Annotated in this window: 21 protein-coding genes; 6 read left to right on the forward strand and 15 right to left on the reverse strand. The window is 64.5% G+C overall.

What is annotated here, in order from left to right; translation table 11 throughout:
- Positions 1-95: 95 nt before the first annotated feature.
- The 5 genes from SO140_RS15300 to SO140_RS15320 form a co-directional block, all read right to left on the reverse strand.
- Positions 96-410: a DUF3551 domain-containing protein gene (locus tag SO140_RS15300; protein WP_449384531.1), complete on the reverse strand. Its 315-nt coding sequence runs from the start codon at positions 408-410 to the stop codon at positions 96-98.
- 118 nt (positions 411-528) lie between these two features.
- Entirely contained in the window at positions 529-1,602 is a 1,074-nt protein-coding gene (locus SO140_RS15305) for a sensor histidine kinase (RefSeq protein ID WP_449382426.1), read from the reverse strand.
- Positions 1,589-2,281, reverse strand: coding sequence for a response regulator transcription factor (locus tag SO140_RS15310; RefSeq protein ID WP_449382427.1), 693 nt, complete (start codon positions 2,279-2,281; stop codon positions 1,589-1,591). Before SO140_RS15310 ends, SO140_RS15305 begins: the two co-directional genes overlap by 14 nt.
- A 110-nt stretch (positions 2,282-2,391) precedes the next feature.
- Positions 2,392-2,931: a hypothetical protein gene (locus SO140_RS15315; protein WP_449382428.1), complete on the reverse strand. Its 540-nt coding sequence runs from the start codon at positions 2,929-2,931 to the stop codon at positions 2,392-2,394.
- A gap of 130 nt (positions 2,932-3,061) precedes the next feature.
- Positions 3,062-5,398, reverse strand: a complete 2,337-nt coding sequence (locus tag SO140_RS15320; RefSeq protein ID WP_474801801.1) for a Tex family protein — start codon at positions 5,396-5,398, stop codon at positions 3,062-3,064.
- 492 nt (positions 5,399-5,890) lie between these two features.
- Between SO140_RS15320 and SO140_RS15325 the strand changes: the two genes are divergently transcribed.
- Positions 5,891-7,366 (forward strand): amidase, encoded by a 1,476-nt coding sequence (locus SO140_RS15325; protein WP_474801799.1) that lies wholly within the window; start codon positions 5,891-5,893, stop codon positions 7,364-7,366.
- A 136-nt stretch (positions 7,367-7,502) separates the two neighbouring features.
- On the opposite strand, the gene SO140_RS15330 is transcribed toward SO140_RS15325, so the two are convergent.
- Complete coding sequence (locus SO140_RS15330; RefSeq protein WP_449382431.1) at positions 7,503-7,820, reverse strand: hypothetical protein; 318 nt, start codon at positions 7,818-7,820, stop codon at positions 7,503-7,505.
- Positions 7,821-7,943: 123 nt separating this feature from the next.
- On the opposite strand from SO140_RS15330, the gene SO140_RS15335 reads away from it, so the two are divergent.
- Complete coding sequence (locus SO140_RS15335; protein WP_474801797.1) at positions 7,944-8,855, forward strand: PaaI family thioesterase; 912 nt, start codon at positions 7,944-7,946, stop codon at positions 8,853-8,855.
- Between the two features lie 69 nt (positions 8,856-8,924).
- Entirely contained in the window at positions 8,925-9,290 is a 366-nt protein-coding gene (locus tag SO140_RS15340; protein WP_449382433.1) for a hypothetical protein, read from the forward strand.
- 10 nt (positions 9,291-9,300) lie between these two features.
- Here the strand turns inward: SO140_RS15340 and SO140_RS15345 are convergent, their stop codons facing one another.
- From SO140_RS15345 to SO140_RS15365, 5 genes are all read right to left on the reverse strand, one after another.
- The gene (locus tag SO140_RS15345; RefSeq protein ID WP_474801794.1) at positions 9,301-9,933 is read right to left on the reverse strand and encodes a 2-dehydro-3-deoxy-6-phosphogalactonate aldolase; all 633 of its coding nucleotides are present in this window, start codon (positions 9,931-9,933) and stop codon (positions 9,301-9,303) included.
- Between the two features lie 13 nt (positions 9,934-9,946).
- Positions 9,947-10,861: a 2-dehydro-3-deoxygalactonokinase gene (locus tag SO140_RS15350; protein WP_474801792.1), complete on the reverse strand. Its 915-nt coding sequence runs from the start codon at positions 10,859-10,861 to the stop codon at positions 9,947-9,949.
- Positions 10,862-10,962: 101 nt separating this feature from the next.
- Entirely contained in the window at positions 10,963-14,268 is a 3,306-nt protein-coding gene (locus SO140_RS15355) for an acetyl-CoA carboxylase family protein (protein ID WP_474801790.1), read from the reverse strand.
- Positions 14,269-14,580: 312 nt separating this feature from the next.
- A complete protein-coding gene (locus tag SO140_RS15360; RefSeq protein WP_474801788.1) occupies positions 14,581-16,260 on the reverse strand; it encodes a methyl-accepting chemotaxis protein in 1,680 nt (559 codons plus the stop codon).
- A gap of 97 nt (positions 16,261-16,357) precedes the next feature.
- The gene (locus tag SO140_RS15365; protein ID WP_449382438.1) at positions 16,358-17,380 is read right to left on the reverse strand and encodes an AraC family transcriptional regulator; all 1,023 of its coding nucleotides are present in this window, start codon (positions 17,378-17,380) and stop codon (positions 16,358-16,360) included.
- Positions 17,381-17,637: 257 nt separating this feature from the next.
- On the opposite strand from SO140_RS15365, the gene SO140_RS15370 reads away from it, so the two are divergent.
- Positions 17,638-19,653, forward strand: a complete 2,016-nt coding sequence (locus SO140_RS15370) for a glycogen debranching protein (protein ID WP_449382439.1) — start codon at positions 17,638-17,640, stop codon at positions 19,651-19,653.
- A 59-nt stretch (positions 19,654-19,712) separates the two neighbouring features.
- Here the strand turns inward: SO140_RS15370 and SO140_RS15375 are convergent, their stop codons facing one another.
- The 3 genes from SO140_RS15375 to SO140_RS15385 all read right to left on the reverse strand — a co-directional run bounded on the left by SO140_RS15375 (position 19,713) and on the right by SO140_RS15385 (position 22,256).
- Positions 19,713-19,955, reverse strand: a complete 243-nt coding sequence (locus tag SO140_RS15375) for a GCG_CRPN prefix-to-repeats domain-containing protein (RefSeq protein ID WP_449382466.1) — start codon at positions 19,953-19,955, stop codon at positions 19,713-19,715.
- 95 nt (positions 19,956-20,050) lie between these two features.
- Positions 20,051-20,914: an urea carboxylase-associated family protein gene (locus tag SO140_RS15380; RefSeq protein WP_449382440.1), complete on the reverse strand. Its 864-nt coding sequence runs from the start codon at positions 20,912-20,914 to the stop codon at positions 20,051-20,053.
- Between the two features lie 73 nt (positions 20,915-20,987).
- On the reverse strand, positions 20,988-22,256 hold the full coding sequence (locus tag SO140_RS15385; protein WP_449382441.1) for a serine hydrolase domain-containing protein: 1,269 nt from the start codon (positions 22,254-22,256) through the stop codon (positions 20,988-20,990).
- A 118-nt stretch (positions 22,257-22,374) separates the two neighbouring features.
- Between SO140_RS15385 and SO140_RS15390 the strand changes: the two genes are divergently transcribed.
- Together SO140_RS15390 and SO140_RS15395 are read left to right on the forward strand one after the other, a co-directional pair.
- Positions 22,375-23,319, forward strand: coding sequence for an AEC family transporter (locus tag SO140_RS15390; RefSeq protein WP_449382442.1), 945 nt, complete (start codon positions 22,375-22,377; stop codon positions 23,317-23,319).
- A gap of 21 nt (positions 23,320-23,340) precedes the next feature.
- The gene (locus tag SO140_RS15395) at positions 23,341-23,736 is read left to right on the forward strand and encodes a GFA family protein (protein WP_449382443.1); all 396 of its coding nucleotides are present in this window, start codon (positions 23,341-23,343) and stop codon (positions 23,734-23,736) included.
- 205 nt (positions 23,737-23,941) lie between these two features.
- Here the strand turns inward: SO140_RS15395 and SO140_RS15400 are convergent, their stop codons facing one another.
- A complete protein-coding gene (locus tag SO140_RS15400; protein WP_449382444.1) occupies positions 23,942-24,520 on the reverse strand; it encodes a redoxin domain-containing protein in 579 nt (192 codons plus the stop codon).
- Between the last annotated feature and the right edge of the window lie 6 nt (positions 24,521-24,526).

Below are 24,526 nucleotides of genomic sequence, written 5' to 3' on the forward strand. Positions count from 1 at the left end.
TCGCCTGCGACGATGTCCGTGCTGTACTGCTCTCATCCAAAGACGTACCGTGCGGATGATTTTATGACACAGTAAGATTAGTAGACGCGGCCTTGTCATCGATGGACGCGGCCCGGTGACGTCTGATCCCCCTGCTGCCAATATGGGTTGGCGTAGCACGTAGCCGAGAGTCCCGACGCCGTCGCCCTGCATTGGTCCAATGATGTATAACCGCAGTAGATGGAGGTGGCACCGCTCTGCCCCCACTTCTGGAGGCAAACTGGGTAATTGGAGTCGTAGCGTTGAGCCGTGACCGGGGTGACGGCCAGGAACGTCGTGACCACGAGGATTGTCCAACGAAGCATGCGCATCGCAACCTCGTTCAAACCAGCGCTATTGAACAGGGCGCCGCTGACCCGCGCAAGATGCATTTCACCGCACTTCTGCTTCCTGGGAACAGCGGGGCCATCGCCTAAAACGCCATGAGATTAGGATGAATCGTCATCCGCTCCACACTTTTCCTGATCATGCTCCAGCAAATTTGTACGCCTACAGTGCGGACGACGGAAAACGGACCTGGATCGTCAGCCCCGGCGCGTTGTCATGGAGTACGATCTCAGCACCGTGCAGCCGCACGATCGCGGCGACGAGGCTCAAGCCTAGGCCGTTGCCTGGCGTGTAGCGACTCTGCTCGAGTCTGTAAAAGCGCTTGAATACGTGGTCCCGCTGATCTTTCGGGATGCCGGGCCCGTCGTCCTCGATCGAGATCAGCGCGCCACCGTCGCTGGACTTGCAGATCACGGTCACCTGCCCGTTCGCGCGGCCATGCTTGATCGCATTGTCGACGAGGTTGGCGATGGCGTCGAACAGCAGGTCGCGGTCGCCGGTGACCCTGACCTCGCGGTCGCCCGTCAAATTGAGACGGGTTGCCACCTGCTCGGCGGCGGCATCGTAGAGCTCGACGACTTCGCCGGCGATCTCCACGAGGTTCAGCTCGCGGAACGCGCCCTTGCGCGCGCGGGTCTCGATCTCGGATATCCGCGTGATGGAGGCGAACATTCCGAGCACGGCATCGAGGTCGGCGATGGTATCGCCGATCAGCGCAGCGTCGGCTTCGCTGTTGCGCGGGGCATGATAGGCCTTTTCCAGCCGGCCGCGCATGCGCGTCAGCGGCGTGCGCAGATCGTGCGCGACGTTGTCGCTGACCTGCTTGACCTCGCCCATCAGGGTCTCGATGCGGTCGAGCATCTGGTTGAGGTTTTCAGCGACGCTGTCCCATTCGTCGTGGCTGCCGCGCAAGGGAATGCGCTGGTCAAGGCCCGAGAGCATGATGGCGCGGCTGGTGGCGTTGATCTGCTCGATGCGGCCGACCGTACGCCGCGTCACCAGTACCGCGGCGACCGCGGCGAGCACCAGCAGCAGCAGGGCGACCGCGATCATGGCAAGCTCGATCATTCCGGTGAAGCCGTCGTGATCGCCGACATCGCCGACCCGGCTCTGCACATAGGCGAGCGTCCCATAGTAGACATAGGCGATGATCGCCGCGACGATCAGGCCGAAGACCGCGATCGCGATCAGCGCCAGGCGGAACGTCGATGATTTGAGCGTGTTAGCGAGGAGCACGGAGGCAATATCCGATGCCGCGGATGGTGTGGATCAGCGGATAGGCCTGGCTGTCGTCGACCTTGCGGCGGACACGGCCGACATAGACGTCGATGATGTTTGTGGAGGGATCGAAATGCAGGTCCCAGACGTGCTGGAGCAGCATCGCGCGGGAGACGACGCGGCCCTCGTTGCGGACGAGATATTCGAGCAGCTGGAATTCACGTGGCAGCAATGGGATCTTCTTGCCGCGGCGGCTGGCGCTGCGGGAGATCAGGTCAACCGCGAGATCGCCGACGCGCAAGATCGTCTCCTTGGCGATCGTCTCGCTGCGGCGGCCGAGCGCTTCGAGGCGCGCGAGCAACTCGACGAAGGAGAACGGCTTGACGAGATAGTCGTCACCGCCGGCGCGCAGGCCCCGCACGCGGTCGTCGACCTCGCCGAGCGCGGAGATGATCAGGAAAGGCGACGCGATACCGTCATCGCGCAGCTGGCGCATCACCGTGATGCCGTCGATGTCGGGCAGCATGCGATCGATGGTGATCACGGCATAGTCGCGCTCGCTGCCGCGGCTGATCGCCTCGCGGCCGGTCGCGGCGAGATCGACCTCGTAGCCGCTGGTCGTCAGCTCTTCTGCGAGCTGGCCTGCGGTCTCCAGGTCGTCCTCGACGACGAGAATGCGGCGGTGACCTCCGCTCATGGCTCAACCCGTGGCTCAACTTCTTGCGACGATCGCCACCAGACTATCCCGTTCCGGGGCAGGGCGGAACTGCCCGGCGGCGATCGCGACAACGGTGCGGTTACGCGATGCTAGTACCAATCGTCCCCGCACACATTGACCCACTGCCAGCCCCAGGGCGTCCAGCTCTGCCGCCAGCAGCCACCGTAAAAGCCAGCATAGACGAAAGGCGCGCCGAAGAAGGCGAAGCGACGATGGTGCCGGAAGAAGAAGGCGTGGCGGCCGATGAAGGGCCTGCCGTGCCAGCCGGCACCGGCGAAGCGCGGCCCGACGAAGGCAGCGCGGGCGGCCATTGGGTTGCCTGCAAAGCGCGATGCGAAGGCCGCACGGCCTGCAATCGGTGCGCCGGCAAAGCGCGCGCCACCAAAACTCGCGCCAGCGAAGCGCGCGCCGCCCATGCCGCCAAAATGAGCGCCGCCCATACCGCCGCCCATGCCACCACCACGAAAGCCACCGCCGCCCATGCCGCCACCACCCATATGGCCGCCACCGCCGCCGAAGCCGCCGCCATGCCCGCCGCCGCCACCGCGTTGTGCGAGGACGGGCGACGCAACCGCCAGCGTCGCGGCGACTGCCGCTGCGACGAGGCCTGTGAGAAGCCTGTTGTTCATCGGAAAACCTCCTTGCAGTGCGGCGACATGCCTCGCCGCCCGAGGAGGCTCAGGAGATGAGAATAGACGGGCTCCTTCAACTTACAAATGCGCCAGATTCTAACGCAGAAGTTAATTTGCGCGGCTCGCCTTACGCCGGTTTGCCGCGGCCACTCTTTTCAGCGGCGCGACGCAGCGCTTCGGCGAGCGCGCCGCCGCCGGAGGATTCCTGCTTGCGCGGCGCCGAGGAGGTCATGCGGCCGGAGTTGCGCGAATTGTCGCGCTGCATGCCGGGCGCGTCCTTCGTGGCTCCGACTTCGTCGTCGAGGCGCAGCGTCAGCGAGATGCGCTTGCGGGCGACCTCGAAGTCCAGCACCTTCACCTTGACGATGTCGCCCGGCTTCACCACCTCGCGCGGATCCTTGATGAAATTCTTGGACATTGCCGAGATGTGCACGAGGCCGTCCTGGTGCACGCCGATATCGACGAAGGCGCCGAAGGCGGCGACGTTGGTGACCGTGCCCTCGAGGATCATGCCCTTCTTGAGGTCCTTGATCTCCTCGACGCCTTCCTTGAACACCGCCGCCTTGAACGCCGGACGCGGGTCGCGGCCGGGTTTTTCAAGTTCGCGCAGGATGTCGGTGACGGTCGGCAGACCGAAGGTTTCGTCGACATAGTCCTTCGGCTTCAGTGTACGGACAACGTCGCTGTTGCCGATCAGCGCCTTGATGTCGCTCTTGGTGGCGCCGAGGATTCTGCGTACCACTGGATAGGCTTCCGGATGCACGCCGGAAGCATCGAGCGGATCCTCGCCGCCGAGGATGCGCAGGAAGCCCGCGCATTGCTCGAACGCCTTGGGTCCCAGCCGTGGCACGTCCTTGAGCGCCTTGCGCGACTTGAACGGACCGTTGGCGTCGCGATGCTGCACGATGCTTGTGGCAAGGCCCGCACCGACGCCCGACACGCGCGCGAGCAGCGGCGCGGAGGCGGTGTTGACGTCGACACCGACGGCGTTCACGCAGTCCTCGACCACGGCATCGAGCGACTTGGCGAGCTTGGCCTGGCCGAGATCGTGCTGGTACTGGCCGACGCCGATCGCCTTGGGCTCGATCTTGACGAGCTCAGCGAGCGGATCCTGGAGGCGCCGGGCGATCGAGACCGCACCGCGCAAGGTAACGTCCAGGCCCGGCAATTCCTGCGAGGCGAAGGCCGAGGCCGAATAGACCGACGCGCCGGCTTCCGACACCACGATCTTGGTCATCTTCAGCTCGGCCAGGCCCTTGACGAGCTCGGTCGCGAGCTTGTCGGTCTCGCGCGAGGCGGTGCCGTTGCCGATGGCAATCAGCTCGACGCGATGCTTCAGCGCGAGCCGGCCGAGGGTCGCAAGCGACTCGTTCCACTGCCGCTGCGGCTCGTGCGGATAGATTGCGGTGGTGTCGACCACCTTGCCGGTCGCATCGATCACCGCGACCTTGACGCCGGTGCGGTAGCCGGGATCCAGTCCCATGGTGACGCGAGTGCCGGCGGGCGCGGCCAGCAGGAGATCGCGCAGATTGGAGGCGAACACGCGCACGGCCTCGGTCTCGGCCGCGTTCCACAGCCGCATGCGCAGATCGATATTCAGATGCACCTGGATCTTGGTACGCCAGGCCCAGCGTACTGTGTCGATCAGCCAGCGGTCGCCCGCGCGCTTGAGGTCGGCAATGCCGAACCGTTTCATGATCCTCAATTCATAGGCGCTCGGCACGCCCGCCGGCGGCACTTCGGCCTCGGCCTGGATCTGGAGATCGAGGATCTCCTCCTTCTCGCCGCGGAACATCGCGAGGATGCGATGCGACGGGAGTTTTGTCAGTGGCTCGGAGAACTCAAAGTAGTCGGCGAATTTCTCGCCCTCGGTCTTCTTGCCGTCGCGCACCTTGGAGGCCATCCGCGCATTGGTCCACATCTCCTCGCGCAAGCTCCCGATCAAATCGGCGTCCTCGTCGAAGCGCTCGACCAGGATGGCGCGGGCGCCATCGAGCGCGGCAGCAGCATCAGCGACGCCCTTCTCCGCGTTGACGAACGTTTCCGCCACCAGCTTCGGATCGTTGGTGGGCTCCGCCATCAACTGGTCGGCGAGTGGCTCGAGGCCGGCCTCCTTGGCAATCTCCGCCTTGGTGCGGCGCTTGGGCTTGAACGGCAGGTAGATGTCCTCCAGGCGCGCCTTGCTGTCGGCGGCCATGATGGTGGCCTCCAGCGTCGCGTCGAGCTTGCCCTGCTCGCGGATCGATTCGAGGATCGCCTTGCGGCGGTCTTCGAGCTCGCGCAGGTAGACAAGGCGCTCTTCCAGCGTGCGGAGCTGCGCGTCATCGAGCGCACCGGTGGCTTCCTTGCGGTAGCGAGCGATGAAGGGAACCGTGGCGCCACCGTCGAGCAGCTCCACCGCCGCCTGAACCTGCTCCTCCCGGGCCCCGAGCTCCTGCGCAATCTTCTGGTTGATGTTTGCCACGCCAGTTTCCTCTAATCAAAGCACGCGACGCGAACCGAACCGACGGCCCGCGGGACGCCGCTTATGGACCATCCCGACTTGATTCATCAAGGTACGACACCGAACAGTCGACAAGGGATTTTTTTGTTGCGCTGATGCGATCTCGCCACATTCGGCTGGTTGCCGCGGCTGGCGCGCCCTTCATTGCGAGCGTGGGCGCCGACGCTCCAGACTATCGAGATTCCGAAGCTCTACAAACCAAGCCATTTGCGCCGCGGAGCACTTGTAGCCCGGACGGAGCGAAGCGAAATCCGGGCCACCCGATTTGCCCGGTCGTCAACGCTTACGGCGCGACTCGTCGAGGGTCTTCAATCTCAGGATTTAGTCACGCGCGCGTGCCGCCAGGACCGCCGCAAAATCTCCGGATTCGGCGGCGCAGCCATGCGGGTCCTGTCGATTGACACACCCTCTCGCGAAACTATGTTCGCCGCCGAACGAGAGGATTGAATCGCCATGACCTTGCCGATGAGCTGGAATGAATGGGCGCAACACGATGGCGTAGCGCTGGCCGCATGCGTCAAGAAGGGCGACCTCACGCCTGCCGAATTGGCGCGCCAGGCCGCGGCCGCGGTGGCGAAGGTCGATACCGCGCTGTCCGGCGTGGTCGAGCTGTTCGACGACGTGATCGCGGATCCCGCCAAGGACGGCGCCAACCTCACCGGCCCGTTCGCCGGCCTGCCCTTCCTGATGAAGGATCTCGGGCCCACCATGAAAGGCCGCTTGCAGGAAATGGGCTCGCTGCTGATGCGCGGCAATCGCGCAGGCGCCGACACCTTCCTGACCTCGAAATTCCGCCAGGCCGGATTGAACCTGATCGGACGCACCACGACGCCGGAGTTCGGGGTATGCAGCTCCGCCGACAACCCGGCCGTCTATGTCACGCGCAACCCCTGGAACACCGACTACACCACCTGCGGCTCGTCGGCAGGCAGCGCCGCATCGGTCGCCGCCGGCATCGTGCCGATTGCGCATGCGACCGACGGCGGTGGCTCGATCCGCATTCCTGCAGGGGTCAACGGCAATATCGGGCTGAAGGTGTCACGCGGCGTGTTCTCGCTCGCGCCGCACATGTCCGATCTCACCGGCCTCGTTTCGATCCAGGGCTGCCAGTCGCGCAGCGTGCGCGACACCGCGGCCTTCGTCGATCATGCCCGGGGACCTGCGCCCGGCGAGTTCATGCCGTTCTGGACCACGGCGCAGCCCTATACCGATATGATCAAGCGCGATCCGGGCAAGCTCCGCATCGCGCTGTCGCATCAATGGGGCGATTATCGCGCGACGCCGCACATCGCAGCCGAACTGGAGAAAGTCGGCCGCTTCCTCGAAGGCCTCGGCCATCACGTCGACTTTGCCCTGCCCGAGCTCGATTTTCGCGCCGCTTTCGACGCGCAGACGACCTGCTACATCTCCAACTTCGCCGTCGTGATCTCCAACATGCTCGCCGCGCGCGGGCTGGAGCGGCCGCCGGAGGATCTGATCGAGCCGATGAACATCCGGATCTGGGAGGCGGGCCGGCACACGAGCTTTGCCGAGCGGGCAAAAATGCAGGCGGTGTTCAACACGACATCGCGCGGCTTCGGCGGCTTCTTCGAGCAGTGGGACGTCATCCTGACGCCGATCACCGCGCTTCCGACGCCGAAGGTCGGCACCAAGGAGTATCTCACGATCTCCGACAATCCGGATGTGCTGGACTGGTTCGGCAATCTCTGGCGCAATTTTGCCTTCACGCCGCTGGCGAACCTCTGCGGCATGCCGGCGATCTCGCTGCCACTCGCCGAGAACGAGCACGGCCTGCCGCTCGGCATCCAGGCCATCGCCAAGCAGGCCAATGACGGCCTGCTGCTTCAACTCGCCGCGCAGATCGAGCGCGCCATCGACGGCAAGTGGAATGCCGGCAAGAAGCCGAAGGTGCACGTGACGAAGGGATGAGCGCGCGACTGCTTGACCTGCGTAGGGTGGATCAGCCGAAGGCGTAATCCACCATTTACGGGGCACAGAAGTGGTAGGTTACGCCCGTCGGACTGCGCTTCGCGCAGCCGCGGGGCTAACCCACCCTACGAAGCGATCAATTCTTCATGGCCGGAATCGTCTCCATCGGCTGCTGCTGGCCCTGCTGCATCATGGCGAGCGCCTTGTCGAGCGCTTCGCGCAGGGCGATGGCGGCGGCAGGACTGCAGCGGATGTGTCCGGTCTGGATCACGTCGACCCGGACGCCCGGACCCACCGGCATCAAAAGGTTCGCGGCGAGCTCGATCTGGATCGCGCCGTTGTGATGGCCGAAGCAGGACACGCCGTCGAAATAGATGAACGGCGCCCGCTCGGCGCTTCCTGTCGAAATCGTCACGCCCCCTGAACTGGTCGCCGGCGCGTCGGGGTCTGCCATGGGGTTCCTCGTCGTTCTCAAAACAGATGATCCCGCAGCATCGTTGCTTCGTCCTCGCCTGTCGAGCCCCGAATGAAGCAGGAGATTTTTGCGCGAGCCGCGACAACGGTCTAAAATATGGTCATGTCCAGATCGCAAAACACGACTCTTCCGTTCGACGTGCTCGCCGAGGCCATTAGGGGACGCCGCTCCGATTATGGCTATATCAGCGGGCTCAGGCTCGACCGCGCAGCACCTGGTGAAGCCTGGTCGAGCCTGCCGTACCGCCCAGTCTTCGTCGGCGATACCGAAACCGGCGTGCTGCATGGCGGCGTGGTCACAGCGATGCTGGACGAGTGCTGCGGCATGGCGGTGCAACTCGCGCTCGACGGCACGCACGCGATCGCGACGCTGGATCTGCGCATCGACTATCAGAAGCCGGCCACGCCCGGCCTCGACATCCGAGCGCATTCGATCTGCTATCGCACAACGCGCTCGATCGCCTTCGTGCGCGCGACGGCCTACCAAGAGTCGGAGGACGACCCTGTTGCAACCGCGACCGCCTGCTTCATGATCGGCGCCAACCGCACCAACATGCTGGCCGAGCGCGCGACGGACCAGCGCAGCATCCCGACGCTGGACGCACCGGAGGATCCGGCCGGCCCCTTCGCCAATAGCCCCTTCGCGCGCTGCCTCGGCATCCGCTTCCAGGATAACGGCACGCTGATGATGCCGTTCTCGCCGAAGATCATCGGCAACCCGATCCTGCCCGCGATCCATGGCGGCATGACCGGCGCATTCCTGGAGACCACGGCAATCGTCGGCGTGACACGCGAGCTCGGCATCTCCAGGCCGCCCAAGCCGATCGGACTCACGATCAACTATTTGCGCTCCGGCCGCGCGCTCGACAGCTTTGCCAACGTCTCGATCGTCAAGCAGGGCCGGCGCATCGTCGCGTTCGAGGCAAGGGCATGGCAGGACGACCCGGACAAGCCGATCGCGTCCGCCTTCGGTCATTTCATGCTGCGGCCGACGCCTGGAAGCGAGGAAGAATAGGCGCATTGGGGGCTTGACGGCCGGCGCAAGCGCCACAACGATAACGCGGCTTCCACCAGAGGAACCGCAGTGCGGCATCCGATCGACATCATCGCCATGTTCGCCGCCATATGGCTGTTGGCGTCGATGGTGCTGGACGCGCTGACGCCGAAAGAGCTGACCGCGGTCATGATCGGCGTCGCAATCGGACCCGCTGTGATCATCACCGCGATCTTCTATTACCTGCGTTTTCCGCGAACCGACTTTGCCGTGCTATTCGCCGCGCTGTGGCTGATCTCGGACATCGCCATCGAGTTCATCTCGCCGAAGCCGCTGCCAAACTTCCTGATCATCCTCGGCTTCGTGCCTGCGCTGCTGGTCGGCGCGGTGCTGCACTGGCAGCGCTTTGCGCGCCGCCATGAGCGGCTGGTGTGGCCCTCGGCAAGACGAAGCTGACGCTCCGCTCTCACGCGTCCTGAATTGCGAGATCGTAGGCCGCAATTGTCGCCTTGGCGCGCGCGGCGACATCGGCCGCGGTCATGCCCGGCTTGTAGAGGCTGCTGCCGAGGCCGAAGGCGCGCACGCCGCTTTTGACATATTCGGCAAAATTCTGCTCGGAGACCCCACCGACAGCAGCGATCATTGCGCTTGCCGGCAACACGGCGCGGATCGCGGCAATGCCCGCGGCGCCGAGCACGCTGGCTGGAAAGAATTTCAGGCTCGATGCGCCGGCGCGTGCGGCCAGCAACGCTTCAGTCGGCGAGAACACGCCGGGCATGGTCACCATGCCGTGCTCATGCGCACGCGCAATCACCTGCGTGTCGACATTCGGGGCCACCAGCAGCTTGCCGCCGGCCTCATTCAGCCGGTCGACATCGGCGGTGGTGAGCACAGTACCGGCGCCGACCAGCACGCCAGTGGGCGCACGCTTGACCGCAATCTCGATCGAGCGGAACGGGTCGGGCGAATTCAAGGGAATCTCGATCGCAGTCATGCCGGCTTCGATCAGCACGCTGACGATGCCGTCGGCCTCGTCGGGCTTCACGCCGCGCAGGATTGCGACCAGCGGACGCTTCATCGTCGGAAATGGCACGTTCATGCAAAAAATCCTTCTATCTCGTCCAGATGGCGCGCGCCGCCATCGCAAGGCCGCTGCGCACTGCCTCGTCGGCATCGATTGGCTCAACCGCCACCGCAAGTGTTTCAAACGCCAGCCGATACAGCATCTGAAGCCGCCCTGATGCAACCAGTCTGATACCGCTCTGCGGCCGGCCGTGGGCGAGCCCTGCCGCGAGCTCGATTCCGATCAGGGTGCCCGAGATGGTTTCGCGCGCCGCGGCCGGCGTGCCGCCGAACAGGAGCTGCCGCGACCGCACCTGGAACAGAAGGTTGGCTGCCGATGCCGGGGTCTTGAACCCAGCCGCAACCGCTGACCTGAACGCCTCGCGGTCTTCAGCATCATCGGCTCCAGTAACCGCATGCGAGAGGATCGTCTCGCGCGAGACGACGCTGAACAGCTCGCCCGTCATGAAGGTGGCAAAACGTGCGACCGTTCCACCGCTGACGCTCACCCATTTCGAATGCGTCCCGGGCATGCAGACCAGCGCCTCGCCGGCGGCCTCAAGACCAAGCGCGCCGAGCAACTGGGTCTCCTCGCCCCGCATCACGTCCGGCGCGCCGGCGTCACGCTGCGCAATTCCCGGCAGAATCCGGATGTCGCGCGACTGTCCGGCGACCGGAACCGCGCGCGCGAGGATCGCGGCGAGCGGAACCGGGGTATCGACATAGCCGGCTTCGACCCAGCCCTGGCGGGCGCCGGCCATGCCGCAGATCAGCACAGGCAGCTCGCTTCCCGCCCCGACCGCATCCAGATGCGATTGCAGCACGGTGGCAAAGCCAGTCTTCGCCGCCGCCATCATGCCCTCGCCGCTGCGGCGCTCAGCCAGAACCTGGCCGTCACGGTCGATCAGCCAGAGCCTGAAGCTCGTCGTGCCCCAATCAACCGCAACATAGGCAGCTTCCGTCATGACAAACCACGTCCTCTGATTCGATCGTCCGGTCCCGACATGACCGTCGCTGAGGCGAGAATGTCAATCGGGAACCGGCACGCTGCCGTTGCTGCGCCTGCTCACCACGCGTCGATGCAGGGGCGCTTCTTGGTCGTGCGCTCGGGCGGCTTCGGCACGGAGCGCAGGCCCGCCATGATCCACCGCCGCGTCTCAGCGGGATCGATGACGTTGTCGATCTCGAACACCGAGGCAATCGAGACCGCCTTGCCGTTGGCGTAGAGCTCGGCGACCTTGTTGCGATAATACGTTTCGCGCTCGACCGTGTCGACGATCGCCTCCATCTCCTTGCGGAAGCCGAGCCGCACATAACCTTCGAGACCCATGCCGCCGAATTCCCCGGTCGGCCAAGCCGCGGTAAAGAAGGAGGCATGGAAGCCGCCGCCGATCATCGACTGTGCGCCCAGACCATAGCCCTTGCGCAACACGATGCCGAACAGCGGGACGGAGAGGCTCGCGCCGGTGACGAACATGCGCGAGACGTGGCGCACGATCGCGGTCTTCTCGGCCTCCGGGCCGACCATGAAGCCGGGCGTATCGCAGAGCGAGACGATCGGGATGTCAAAGGCGTCACAGAGCTGGAGGAAGCGCGCCGCCTTGTCGCCGGCATCCGCATCGATCGCGCCGCCGAGATGGCGGGGATTGTTGGCGATCAGGCCGAACGGCCTGCCTTCGATGCGGATGAAGGCGGTGACCATGCCGACGCCGTAGTCGCGGCGGAGTTCGAGAACGGAGCCCTTGTCGGCGATGAGATCGATCACGCTTCGGATGTCGTAAACGCGCAGCCGGTTCTCGGGGATCGCGCGGCGCAGGAGGCGCTGATCGGCCGCCTGCCACCCGCTCACCGCGCCCTGGAAATAGGACAGATATTTCTGCGCAACGCGCGTTGCTTCCTCCTCGTCCTCGACGAGGATGTCGATGACGCCGTTCGGGGACTGGAACGAGACCGGGCCAACCTCGGCGGGATGATAGACGCCAAGACCACCGCCTTCGATCATGGCCGGCCCGCCCATGCCGATCGAGGCATTCTTGGTGGCGATGATGACGTCGCAGCAGCCAAGCATCGCCGCATTGCCCGCAAAACAATAGCCTGAGACAACGCCCACGACAGGCACGAGGCCGGAAAGCCTTGCGAATTGCAAAAAGGAAGGACCATCGAGGCCGGTCATGCCGAGACGATCGGTGTCGCCGGGCCGCCCGCCGCCACCTTCGGCGTAAAACACCAGTGGCATGCGCCATTGTTCGGCGAGCGTCAGCATGCGGTCGATCTTCTTGTGGTTCATGTGGCCCTGCGTGCCCGCAAGCACGGTGTAGTCGTAGGCGACCACCATGCAGCGCGCATCATCGGGGCCGAACTTGTCCGCATTTACGGTTGCGACGCCGGTGATCAGGCCGTCCGCCGGCGTGTTCTTGATGAGATCGTCGAGCTTGCGGCGGCGACGCTGCGCGGCGATGGCGAGGCTGCCATATTCCATGAAAGAGCCGTCGTCGACGAGCTGCACAACGTTTTCGCGCGCGGTGCGCTGATTGGTGTTGCGGCGGCGCTCGACGGACGCCGGGCGATTTTCGTCGCGCGTGTCGGCCTGGCGCGACAACATCTCGGCGAGATCGGGGCGGATGTGATCGAGATCGATCTCGGCTTCCTTGGCAGCGCTGTCGGCCGCGACGTCGAGTGGCTCGAGATAGAGGATCGGCTCGCCATGCAGCAGCGTGACGCCGTCGCCGGCCACGAGCCTCATGACCCGGCCACCCTGCTCGGCCATTACCAGGTGCTCCATCTTCATGGATTCGATCACCGCGAGCTGCTGGCCGGGCCGCACGATCTCGCCCTCTTTGACCTGGATCGTCACGACGGTGCCCTGCAAGGGCGCCGCGACCATCACCGTTCCCTCCGGCACCTCCTGCGCCACGTGGGTTTGCGCCGCGTGATCGCCGGACTTGTCAGTCGGTGCAAAGAACAGCGGCCGCGCCGCGCCGTCGGCCGCCTCTACGAGCTTTGCGACATTGCGATCTATGAAGTCGGTCGCGATACGATTGGTCCTGAAGTCGGGATGAGCGAGCACCGCCTGGAGGAAGGGGATGTTGGTCACGACGCCATCGATGCGGAATTCGCGCAAGCTCCGCGAGGCCTTCGCGACCACGTCGTGCCAAGCCTCACCCAACGTATGGACGATGACCTTGGCAAGCAGTGAGTCGAAGGCGGCGCTGGTTTTGTAGCCGGCATAGCCAAAACTATCGACGCGCACGCCAGGGCCCGAGGGCGGTTCGAACACCGCAAGCACGCCACCGGTCGGGTGCGTCGCACCAGTCTCGTCCAGCGTCTCCATGTTGATACGGAGCTGCATGGCGTGGCCGCGCGGCGTCGGGATCGAAGCCTGGTCGAGGCCCAGCGAAGCGAGCGAGGCGCCGGAGGCGACCGCAAGCTGCGCGCGGACGAGATCGACACCCAGCACCTCCTCCGTCACTGTGTGCTCGACCTGAAGCCGCGGATTGACCTCGATGAAGGCGAAGCTGTCTTCAGTGGCGCCATCGACCAGGAACTCGAAGGTGCCGAGATTGTCGTAGCCCGCGTGCGTGGCGAGCTGCTTTGCCGCCTCGATGATGCGGCCGCGCAAGCCGTCGCTGAGCGAGGGACTGGGCGCCACCTCGATCAACTTCTGGTGCCGGCGCTGAACGGTGCATTCGCGCTCCCAGAGATGGCTGATCGCGCCATGATGGTCCCCGATGATCTGCACCTCGATGTGGCGCGCCTTGCGGACCAGGCGCTCCGCATAGACGCCGTCAAAGCCGAAGGCCGCTTTCGCCTCCGACTGGCAGCGCGCATAGGCCTCCGCCAGATCCGCCGCCTTCTCCACGACACGCATGCCGCGGCCGCCACCGCCGGCCATCGCCTTGATCACGATCGCTGCGGACTTGTCGAGTGAGTCGAAGAACGCCTGGATCTCGCCAAGCGAGGACGGCCCGCTGGTGCCGGCGATGATCGGCACGCCGCAGCGTTTTGCAAGCTGCCGCGCGGCGACCTTGTCGCCAAACAGCTCGAGCGCGATCACCTTCGGTCCCACGAAGGCGATGCCCTCGGTGGCGCAAGCCTTGGCGAAGTCGGCGTTCTCGCTGAGGAAGCCATAGCCGGGGTGCACGGCGTCGCAGCCGGCACCCTTCGCAGCCTTCACGACGCTTTCGATGTCGAGATAGGCACGCGCCCCGCGGCCGGGAACCTCAACGGCCTCGTCGACGACGCGGACGTGCAGCGACAGCGCATCGTCGGCAGGAAAGATCGCCACCGTCGCAATGCCGGCATCCGCCGCGGCCCGCGCGATGCGGATGGCGATCTCGCCGCGATTGGCGATCAGGAGCTTTCGGAACGACATTTGAGCGGGCCTCCGTGCACCGCGCCTATTTGCGGCAGGCATGGAAGGACGTCAACGACAAGCGGGGGAGGAGTCAAGCGTGACGCGGGCCCGGTGCCGCGACGTGGAATAAACGGTCTCTCCCTGCGTACCGACCTCACACCGTCATCCCGAGGCGCGAGCAGCGCAGTGCATTCGCACTGCTGGGAGCCTCGAAGGATGAGCGGCCGAGGTATAGCAGCGCACTGTGATGTCCTCGCGGCAACAGCCGGGCCGTCGCCCTTCGAGGGCCGCTTCGCGGCCACTTCAGGGTGACGGTGAGGGAGTAGAGTCCTACGCCGCCCTTACGCCGGTGACGAAGGTCGTCACCTCGTGCTGCAACGCCTGCAGCTTCTGCGTCAGCCGGCCGCTCGATTGCAGCACCCGACCTGCGGCATGGCCGGTCTCGGAGGTTGCCTCCGTGACGCCGGAGATGTTTTGCGAGACCTGGTTGGTGCCGGACGCGGCGTCCTGCACGCTGCGCGCGATGGCCTGCGTCGCGGCGCCCTGCTCTTCCACGGCCGCTGCGATCGAGGAGGAGATCTCGTTGACCTCCATGATGGTCGCGCGGATGCTCTGAATGTTTCCGACCACCTGATCGGTCTCGGCCTGGATCGCCGAGATCTGCGCACCGATCTCGTCGGTTGCCTTCGCGGTCTGGCTCGCCAGCGACTTCACCTCGCTTGCGACCACGGCAAAACCCTTGCCGGCTTCGCCGGCGCGCGCCGCCTCGATGGTGGCGTTGAGCGCGAGCAGGTTCGTCTGCGAGGCGATCTGGTTGATGAGGTCGATGACCTCACCGATCTTGTGGGCCGCCTGGGCCAACCCCTGCACGGTGTCGTTGGTGCGCTGGCCGTCGGCCGCCGCCTTGTCGGCGACTTGTGCGGCTTGCGCCACACGCTGGCTGATCTCCGTGATCGACGACGATAGCTCGCCGGCGGCGGAGGCCACCGTCTGCACGTTGCTCGAAGCCTGCTGGCAGGCATCGGCGACGATGCTCGCGCGCGCGCTCGCCTTGTCGGCGGTTTCAGACATGCCCTGCGCGGCCTGCTGCATCTGTTGCGCTTCGTTGAAGACGTCGCGGACCACGGCCTGGACACTGGCCTCGAACTTGCCGGCGAGGTCGACCATCACCTTGCGCTTCTCGGCGTCCGTCTTCTGCTTCAGCTCCTGCTGCTCGGCATGCATCCGGTGCACCGCCGCGGCATTGTCCTTGAACACGGCGAGCGCCTTGGCCAATCCGCCGACTTCACCACGGTGATTCGTATAGGGCACGTCGAATGCGCTGTCGCCGGACGCGAGCCGCTCCGTGAGCGCAGTGATGTTCGCGAGCGGCCTGGTGACGCTGCGGCCGATCACGAAGGAGGCGAGGAGAACCAGCGCGAACACGGCAAGACATACCCATGCGAAGGTCATCGCGGTCTGGCGGAACACGGCGTCGACGTCGTCCAGATAGATTCCGGTGCCGATGATCCAGCTCCACGGCGCAAAGCCCTTCACATAGGAGATTTTCGCGACCGGCTGCTCGAAGCCCGGTTTGGGCCAGAGGTAGCTGTAGAAGCCCGCGCCCTGCCCCTTCACGACGTTGACGAAACCCATGAACAGCGCGTTGCCCGCAGGGTCCTTCATGCCGGAGAGATCCTTGCCGTCGAGTTCGGGCTTGATCGGATGCATGACCATCTTCGGGGCCATGTCGTTGATCCAGAAATACTCGACCTTGTCGTAGCGCAGGCTCTTGATCTCGGCCTGAGCGGCGGCCTGCGCCTGCTCGCGCGTCAGCTTCCCCTCGCTCTCGAGCTTCTGGTAGTGCGACAGGATGCCATAGCCGACGTCGACCATCTGCTGGGTCTTGGCCTGGCGATCGGCAACCATCTGCGCGCGCATGGTGTAAAGCGCGATCGGCGCCAGCACGATCATGCCGAGGAGGCTGATGGCGACAATCAGGACAAGCTTGAAACTGATGCGGGAAAACATCTTGGTGCTCGCATGAATTGGCAGAATGCTGAAATGCCAATTTATCCCGAACCGCTTAGCAAAGATTTAAGCATTCGGGTTCGATCGCACGCGCTAACTAGGTTGCCGGTACCCCGTGCAGCAGGCGATTGCGATATTCGCCCGGCGAGGCCTTGAACCAGCGCCGGCAGGCTCGGAAGAAGCTGCTCTGGTCGGCAAAGCCGAGCAGATAGGCTGCCTGCCCGAGCGACAGATGCAGGCGGCCGAGATACTGGTCTGCCAGTTCTCGCCGCGTATCGTCCAAAAGCTGGACGAACGAGGTCGCTTCCTCTTCCAGCCGCCGCTGCAACGTGCGCTCGCTCATGCAGAGCTCGACCGCGACATCGTCTCGCCGCGGCTCGCCGTCGGGAAGCCGCCGCACGATCGCCTCCCGCACGCGAAAGCTGGTCAGTGCGTGATCGAAGTGGCGCAGATATTCACCGGCATAACGCTCGTGCAGCTCGGCGAGCTGCGGATTGAAAGTCGGCAGCGCCAGGTTCATGTCGCTACGCGCGAGCACGACGCTGTTGCGCTCGGCGTTGAACGTGACCGGGCAGCGGAACGCGGCGTGATAGGGCGAGATATCCGCGGGCGGGGGATAGGTCAGCGCGATGGCGCGCGGATTGACGTCACTGCGCGCGATCCAGCGGCAGAAGCCGATCACGGTGACGAAGATGAACTCGATGCGCTGGCGCGGGATCGGCCGGTTACCGCCGAACAGCACGAAATCGATACGGCAGCAATCACCCTCTTCCGTCATGCTCATTGTCAGCGCGTCGCTGAGGATGAGCAGATAGCGGTTCAACCGCTCGAAAGCACCGCGCAGATCGGCGCATGACATCATGGTGTAGCCGACGACGTCGAACGCCGCCGGTCGCGCCATCTGATATTGCGCGAGCGACAGGACCGGATTTTTCGAACGCTCGACCGCGAGCTCCCAGAGATGACTGATCTTCTCGGTGGAGAGCCGTGCGCTCGAACCTTCGAGTTCGTGCGGATCGATGCCGGCGGCCGCAAACAGGCTCGCGACATCCAGCCCCTCGGCGGCGAGCATCTCCGCGATGCTCCGCACCCAGACCGCGGCCGTCGTCCGCTTCGACATCCCCAACGCTCCTCCAGCGCTTGTTGGTTGATTGGCGCCGCAACTGCCGACGCGCACCGGCCGCCTGGCTCGGAATATGACACGAAACGGCTCGCCGTGCCACCGAGGCAAAGCCTCGCACAAATCGAACCTGAGGTGAGCAGTACGCTGTTATCCCTCGGTCTCGACATTGTCATCCCGGTGGGCTCTTATCTCCGCAAGACGCCCTCTTGATGTGAGCATGAAGCCAGCCGTCGGCAGGTGTATTGGAGATCGTCATGGCGGATCTGGAAGGCAGCGAGGGCTTGCCCTGGCCGCTCGGCTGTTCCCGCAACGAGGCGGACCAGAGCTGCAATTTCGCACTCTATTCCAAGCACGCGACCGCGGTCACGCTCCTGCTCTTTCGTGCCGGCGAGTTCGCGACACCGCTTCGCGTTCTGCCTTTCACATTTCCAGTCAACAAGACCGGCCGCGTCTGGCACATGCGGGTGCCATCCGATGTGATCGCGGACGCAAAATATTACGCATATCAGGTCGATGGTCCCTTCGATCCCGCCAGCGGGCAGCGCTTCGATCCCGACAAGATCCTGCTCGATCCCTATGCGAAAGGCGTGTTCTTCCCGCCCGCCTTCAGCCGTGATGCGGCGATGGTGCCCGGATCGAATGCGGGCAAGGCGCCGCTCGGCCTGCTCGCTGATGGCGCGACGGCCCCGCCCCCCGACCGGCCGCCGGCGCCACGCCATAACCACGAGCTGATCATCTACGAAATGCATGTGCGCGGCTTCACGCGACGGGCCAATTCGAACGTCACCGAAGAGCAGCGCGGCACCTTTGCCGGCGTCGTCGCAAAAATCCCGTACCTGAAGGAACTCGGCATCACTGCCGTCGAGCTTATGCCGGTGCACCAGTTCGAGCCGGGGACGAACAATTACTGGGGCTACATGACGCTCAACTTCTTCTCGCCGCACACGCCTTACAGCGTGGCCGGCACGCCGGAAGGGGCGCTTCGTGAATTTCGCGCCATGGTCGACGAGCTGCACAAGGCCGGCATCGAGGTGCTGCTCGACGTCGTCTACAATCACACCGCGGAGATGGGCAAAGGCGGTCCGACTTATTCCTTCCGCGGCATCGACAACTCGACCTACTACGCGCTGTCGCCGACCGACTTTTCCAGCTACGTCAATTTCAGCGGATGCGGCAACGACCTCAGGACCGCACATCCGGCGCCGCGGCTGATGGTGGTCGACAGTCTCAGATATTGGGCGACATCGATCGGCGTCGATGGCTTCCGCTTCGACCTCGCCTCGATCTTCGCCCGCAACGAGGATGGATCGCTCAATTCCGACGATCCGCCGATCGTGGTGGAAATCTCCGGAGATCACGATCTCGCGGATGTCAGGCTGATCGCAGAACCGTGGGACGCGGGCGGCGGCTATCAGATGGGCCGTGCCTTTCCGGGCCGCTCCTGGTGCCAATGGAACGATCATTTCCGCAGCACCGTCCGCGGCTTCGTCAAGGGCGATGGTGGTCTGGTCGCCGATCTCATGACCCGCCTCTACGGCAGCACGGACCTGTTTCCGGACACGCTCACTGATGCCGACCGGCGTACGCAGAGCATCAACTTCGTCGATTGCCACGACGGGCTCAATCTGTGCGACCTCGTCAGCTACACCAACGACGACCAGCGCAGCTGGGGCTGCGATTACGAGGGCACGAAAGACGTGCCCGCCGAGATCGCCGCGCTGAGGAAGCGGCAGGTCAAGAACTTCTGCTGCCTGCTGATGTTGTCGAATGGCGTGCCGATGTTCGTTGCGGGCGACGAATTCATGCACAGCCAGAACGGCAATCCAAACGTCTACGACCAGGACAACGAGACCACCTGGCTCGACTGGGACCTCACTGTAACCAACGCCGACGTGCTCCGCTTCTTCCGCATGATGATCGGCTTGCGCAAGGCGCATCCGGTGATCGCTGGGAGCACGGGATGGGGTGCCGACTGCACGTGGCACGGCACAGACGGCGATCCCGATCTCGGCAGCGGCTCGCGCTCGCTGGCGCTCCACTTAAGCGGCGCGTCGACGGGCGGTGCCGACATTTTCGCGATGTTCAATGCGTATTGGGAAGCACTGAGCTTCGAACTCCCGACGTCGTCGATCTGGAAGCGCGTGGTGGATACGTCGCTGGAGAGTCCGAACGATATCGTCGAGGAGGCGGGCGCACAGCCATACATCTCCAACGCGTACGGCGTCGGCCCGCGATCGGTCGCGGTCCTGATTTCGAGCAAAGCAGCTTAGCCAAGCGCGATCGCACCGAGCCAACGGCTGGCCAGACAGTCGTTTGGCGAGAAGCAATGCTAATAGCTGGCAAAGCAGGCGCGTTTACGCGGGCTCCAGGTGTAGCCGGATGGACAGGGCGGCCGGGGCTGTGCGCCCGCCGGGCACTCGTTCCAGCCGCGCGCGCCGCTCCCCCATCCATCGACGACACACGCCCCGGAGACGGTGGTGCGGCAGCCGGGGCCACATCCATCGGCGGCGCTGGCAAGACCAATGCCGGCAACGGTCGCGGCGAGCAAAGCTGTGACGAAGAGCGCTTTCATGATCTCCCCCTTCCGGTTGTCTCCGGCTCCTGCCATCGGCAGGAGCCAAGGGAACCCGTCAATGACGCGCGGACAGCGGCTTTGGTTCCCGGCGATTAGCGATCACTCCCATGGCCGCGATCGTAGGTATTCGGCAACGGCCAGCTCCAGGCGTCCAGCGTCGTCCGGTCCGGCTCGAAGATTTCGATCTTGAGCGGATAACAGGCCGCGACATCGCTGGAATGGGTCGCGCTGCAATCGCCGCCCGGGCAGGCCGACAAGGCGCCAAGCAGATCGATCTCCGCGAAGAGCTCGATGAAGTCGCCGGGTCGGACCGGACTGGCCTTCATGAAATATTGGTGCGTATCCCCAGTGAAGCCGGTGCACATGAAGACATTGAGGACGTCGTGGACGTGATGCTCGACCGCACGTGCGTCCATCTTCAGTTCGGCAGCCAGCGCGCGCGACAGATTGGAGTGACAGCAGAAATCGTAAGCCGTGCCATTGAGCAGCAGGTTCGTGTAGGGATCGCAGCGCGTGCCGATCACGTCGTGGATGCCGGCGCCATCCGCGTCAAAGCCGTACCAGCCGAGCGTGTCATGGCTGATGGTCGCCATCGGCCGCAGATGCGGCATGGTGCTCCAGAGCCGGTCGCCAGCGCCGACATGCGTTGCGTGAAGCGCGCGGGTCTTGCCGCTGAAGAAGCGCTCGGAGAGATCGTGGGCATTCCAGAGATTGAGATCGCCGACCTGCGGGCCCTCGATGCTGACGATGCGGAAGAACTGGCCGCGCGAGACGTGAAACGCGCGGGCATCGCGCGGCGGCACCGCGATCTCCTGCGTCTTGACCATCGTCTGCCGCGCGGATTCCAGGATGGCCATATCAGGCCTTGGCATTGAACCGGCGGGGTAGACGACAGTCGGTTTGGCCGCCCGGCGTGAGGCTGCGTCGGCGGGTGCAGGTGGAATTTCGGGAGACATGATTGACCTCGAGGTGAGCGCGAAGCGCGAGCGCACTTGCAGATCATGCCGCAAGCTCCCGCGTTATAAAAGATCAGGACTGCCGCAACGCGCGGTAAACCCCGTGTTCGAACTGGCGATAGGCGTTCAGCGCTTCGCGGTCCGCGAAAGGCAGGATCTGCATCATGATGACGCCAGCAAGGCGCTTCGCGGGATCGATCCAGTAATAGGTGTTGAACAGGCCGGCCCAGGTCAGGCTGCCGGCGCTCCTGCCATCCGGGACGGGATCGAGATTGATCATATCGCCCAGCCCCCACCGCAGATGGGCACCCGGGAAGAAGTCCACGTCGTTCGAGAGCGCCGGATTGGTCGTCTTGAGGATGCCGGCCTCGAGATTGCCGATCTGATTTTCGGACATCGAGGCAACCGTCGCAGGCTGGAGGATACGGTTGCCGCGCAGGCTGCCGCCGTTGAGCAGCGCCTGGAGCAGGGTCAGGTAATCGGACGCGGTGGAATAGATGCCGCCACCACCCAGAAACGCCTTGTTGCCGCCCGGCTTTTCCAGCGGCTGCTCCAGAAGCTTGCCCCGCGCATCCCGCACGAACAGGCTGGCCTCTCGCGCACGCTGCTTGTCGTCGAGCGCGACGACGGTGTCGTTCATGGCGAGCGGACCGGTGATGTGGTCGCGGAAGTAGCGCTCGAGCGGCTCGCCGCTCGCGATCTCCACCATCCGGCCGACGCGGTCGAGGCTGCCGCCATAGGCCCATCTTGCGCCGGGCTCGAACATCAGCGGCATGCGCGGCAGCCTCGGCACGCCGCGCGCGACCTTGAGATAGCGGGCGACCTTCGGATCCCAGAGCAGATAGCTGAAGCCGGAGGTGTGCGACAACAGATGGCGCAGCGTCAGCGGCCTCTCGGGAGGATGCAGTTGCGGGGCACCCTTCGCGTCGAAACCGGCGAGCACCTGAATAGCGGCGAGCGCCGGATCGATATCGGCGGCCGGCTCGTCCAGATGCAGCCTGCCCTGCTCCACGAGTTGCAGCGCCGCAACCGATGTCAGCAATTTGACCATCGAGGCGATGCGGAAGATCGTATCAGTCGACATACGCGAGGCCGCATCGCCATTGCGCAGGCCGAAGGCCCCCTCATAGAGCACCGACTGCTCGTTCGCGGCCATTGCCACCACGCCGGGAATCCTTTGGGCGCTGACGCCGGCCGACAATGCACCATCGATTTCCCGGCTGCGCAGCGGCGCCAGCGACGACACCGCCCGGCCGGCCACAGGAATGGCGGCGGCCACGCTCGCGGCCGCAAGCCCCGCGGTTTGCAGCACCGCATCACGCCGGCTGAGCGGACCCCACATGAGGTTTCCTGGAAGCTGATCCGGAATCTGAACTAGTATAGCCTCAACAACCCGGGGTCGCATGCCCCGAGATGACATGACGGGGCCTGATCAGGGAATCAGCCAGGGGGAAACCAGGATGCAAGTCGCCGGCCTCGTCCTTCCCGTATTTGCCATCATCGTCACTGGCTGGCTCGCCGGTTGGCTCGGCTACATCTCGCGGTCGCTGGCCGACGGGCTCGTGCATTTCGCTTATAACGTAGCGATGCCAGCGCTGCTGGTCGTCACCATCGCGCAGGAGCCGGCGAGCAATCTGCTGGAATGGCGCTTCCTGTTCGCCTTTGGCGGTGGATCGATGCTGTGCTTCGCGCTGGTCTTTCTCGTCGTTCGCTTGGTCCTCGGCCGCGATCTCGCCTCCAGCACGATGCAGGGCATGACGGCCGCGATGACCAATACCGGTTTCGTTGCACTGCCGGTCCTGCACTCGATCTACGGGCAGCCGGCCGTGCTGCCCGCGGCCATCGCAACCGTGTTCGTCGCAGCCGTGATGTTCCCGGTGACCGTCATCCTCTTGGAGAGCAGCGGCCGGGGCGCGCCGGGCGCGGCAGCCCCCTCTACGCTCGTGAAGCAGATCCTGCTCAACCCGATGGTGCTCTCGACCCTGATCGGTCTTGCCTGGGCGATCACGGGCCTGCCGATTCCTGCTCCGCTCAAGGATTATCTGAACATTTTCGCGGCCGCGCTCACGCCGTGCGCCCTCTTCGCCATCGGGCTCGGCCTCTCGATCGAAGGCGTGCGCGCGAACCTCAAGGCCTCGCTCGTGCTCGCGGCCGTCAAGCTCGTGTTCATGCCGCTGCTCGTCTACGCCCTGTGTGTCGCCTCCGGCCTCAATCCGTTCTACACGATCGCCGCCGTCATCTGCGCCGCCGTGCCGACAGCCAAGACGGCCTACATATTGGCCGGAGCCTACAAGGTGGAGCATTCGCTGGTCGCAGCCACGGTCTCGATCACGACGCTGCTATCGGTCGTGACGCTGCTGGGGTGGCTCTATGCGCTGCAAGGGTTCGCGGCCAAAGCGGGCTAGGATGAGAATGAGGAGACCATGATGGCCGCGTTTAAGGGAAGCTGCCTCTGCGGCGAAGTCGCCTTCGAGGTCGAGGGTCCATTCGATCGCTTCCTGAACTGCCACTGCTCGCGCTGCCGGAAGGCGACCGGGACCGCGCATTCCTGCGAGGTGATCGTAGAGGCCTCCGCACTGCGATGGCTGCGCGGAGAAGCATCCGTCACCCGCTACGACCTGCCGACGGCGCGAAGCTTTGCAACCGCATTCTGCAAGATTTGCGGCAGCCCCATGCCACACCTCACCCGCAGCGGACGCGAGGCGATCATCCACGCCGGCGCATTCGACGAACCGCTTGGGATGACGCCGGACCGGCACGTGCAGTGGGCGTCACGGGCGGAGTGGTATGTGCATGGGGAGGGGTTGGCGGTGGAGGAGTAGCTATTGCACGGCGCCTAAAAATGCTCTCCGAGAGCGTGCCGCACAATGAGCCGTATTACGGAGCTTCCCAAGCTTACGCGCCTGGCGAGAAAGAACGATTTCTCGAAAGAGTGAGACGAAATCTTTAGACACTCGTTCTGGAGGAGGGAGTGATGCTCGGGGGATGCGGCCGGTACTTCATCTGTCGCAGAGCGAGCGCTGCGCTCTATCCATCGCGAGGCTTGCCATATGGGTAGAAGAGTTCCTTCCGGCCTTGCTGCCAAAGCGCCTTCAGCTCGACCGTCGTGATGTCCCAATCCGGCCGGCATTTCTTGCCGACGGCCCGAAGGTCCTGGCGGAGTTCTTCGACGGTTGGACGCCCGAAGAACCAGTAGCCATTGTAGATTTTGTAGATGACAAGCCCAGGCTCCAGCACGATCACATGCGGAATCATCGGATTGTGAATGGGATCAGTATACTCTGCGATGTCCAGATCCTTCTGCACGATGCGCCGTGCATCGGAAAGAAAGGGCCAGTGGGCGCCTACGCCGCTGCGATATTCATTCGTTTCAATGATGTTGTCAGTCGTGATCGTGACCATTCGGCAATATCCAACCTCCATCTCGCGATGGAGTTGAAGCAGGCCTTCGGCCTGACGGCGATCCTTTGGACAGTATCCGCCCCGGCCAAGGACCAGGACCATCGGATCGTCGCCCTGCAATTCCGAGAGCTTGCGATGCTTGCCTGTGTGGTCGCTGAGCTCATAGTCCGGAAAAATGGCTCCCTGCGTCATGTCGGATCGCATCTCGGT

The sequence above is a fragment of the Bradyrhizobium sp. UFLA05-108 genome (genome assembly GCF_059803455.1).

Bases quoted from the DNA above. Each gene is read 5' to 3' on its own strand.
- SO140_RS15300 (WP_449384531.1), bottom strand. From the start codon at position 410: ATGCATCTTGCGCGGGTCAGCGGCGCCCTGTTCAATAGCGCTGGTTTG.
- SO140_RS15310 (WP_449382427.1), bottom strand. From the start codon at position 2,281: ATGAGCGGAGGTCACCGCCGCATTCTCGTCGTCGAGGACGACCTGGAG.
- SO140_RS15315 (WP_449382428.1), bottom strand. From the start codon at position 2,931: ATGAACAACAGGCTTCTCACAGGCCTCGTCGCAGCGGCAGTCGCCGCG.
- SO140_RS15325 (WP_474801799.1), top strand. From the start codon at position 5,891: ATGACCTTGCCGATGAGCTGGAATGAATGGGCGCAACACGATGGCGTA.
- SO140_RS15330 (WP_449382431.1), bottom strand. From the start codon at position 7,820: ATGGCAGACCCCGACGCGCCGGCGACCAGTTCAGGGGGCGTGACGATT.
- SO140_RS15335 (WP_474801797.1), top strand. From the start codon at position 7,944: ATGTCCAGATCGCAAAACACGACTCTTCCGTTCGACGTGCTCGCCGAG.
- SO140_RS15345 (WP_474801794.1), bottom strand. From the start codon at position 9,933: ATGAACGTGCCATTTCCGACGATGAAGCGTCCGCTGGTCGCAATCCTG.
- SO140_RS15350 (WP_474801792.1), bottom strand. From the start codon at position 10,861: ATGACGGAAGCTGCCTATGTTGCGGTTGATTGGGGCACGACGAGCTTC.
- SO140_RS15355 (WP_474801790.1), bottom strand. From the start codon at position 14,268: ATGTCGTTCCGAAAGCTCCTGATCGCCAATCGCGGCGAGATCGCCATC.
- SO140_RS15360 (WP_474801788.1), bottom strand. From the start codon at position 16,260: ATGTTTTCCCGCATCAGTTTCAAGCTTGTCCTGATTGTCGCCATCAGC.
- SO140_RS15365 (WP_449382438.1), bottom strand. From the start codon at position 17,380: ATGTCGAAGCGGACGACGGCCGCGGTCTGGGTGCGGAGCATCGCGGAG.
- SO140_RS15370 (WP_449382439.1), top strand. From the start codon at position 17,638: ATGGCGGATCTGGAAGGCAGCGAGGGCTTGCCCTGGCCGCTCGGCTGT.
- SO140_RS15375 (WP_449382466.1), bottom strand. From the start codon at position 19,955: ATGAAAGCGCTCTTCGTCACAGCTTTGCTCGCCGCGACCGTTGCCGGC.
- SO140_RS15380 (WP_449382440.1), bottom strand. From the start codon at position 20,914: ATGTCTCCCGAAATTCCACCTGCACCCGCCGACGCAGCCTCACGCCGG.
- SO140_RS15385 (WP_449382441.1), bottom strand. From the start codon at position 22,256: ATGTGGGGTCCGCTCAGCCGGCGTGATGCGGTGCTGCAAACCGCGGGG.
- SO140_RS15390 (WP_449382442.1), top strand. From the start codon at position 22,375: ATGCAAGTCGCCGGCCTCGTCCTTCCCGTATTTGCCATCATCGTCACT.
- SO140_RS15395 (WP_449382443.1), top strand. From the start codon at position 23,341: ATGGCCGCGTTTAAGGGAAGCTGCCTCTGCGGCGAAGTCGCCTTCGAG.
- SO140_RS15400 (WP_449382444.1), bottom strand. From the start codon at position 24,520: ATGCGATCCGACATGACGCAGGGAGCCATTTTTCCGGACTATGAGCTC.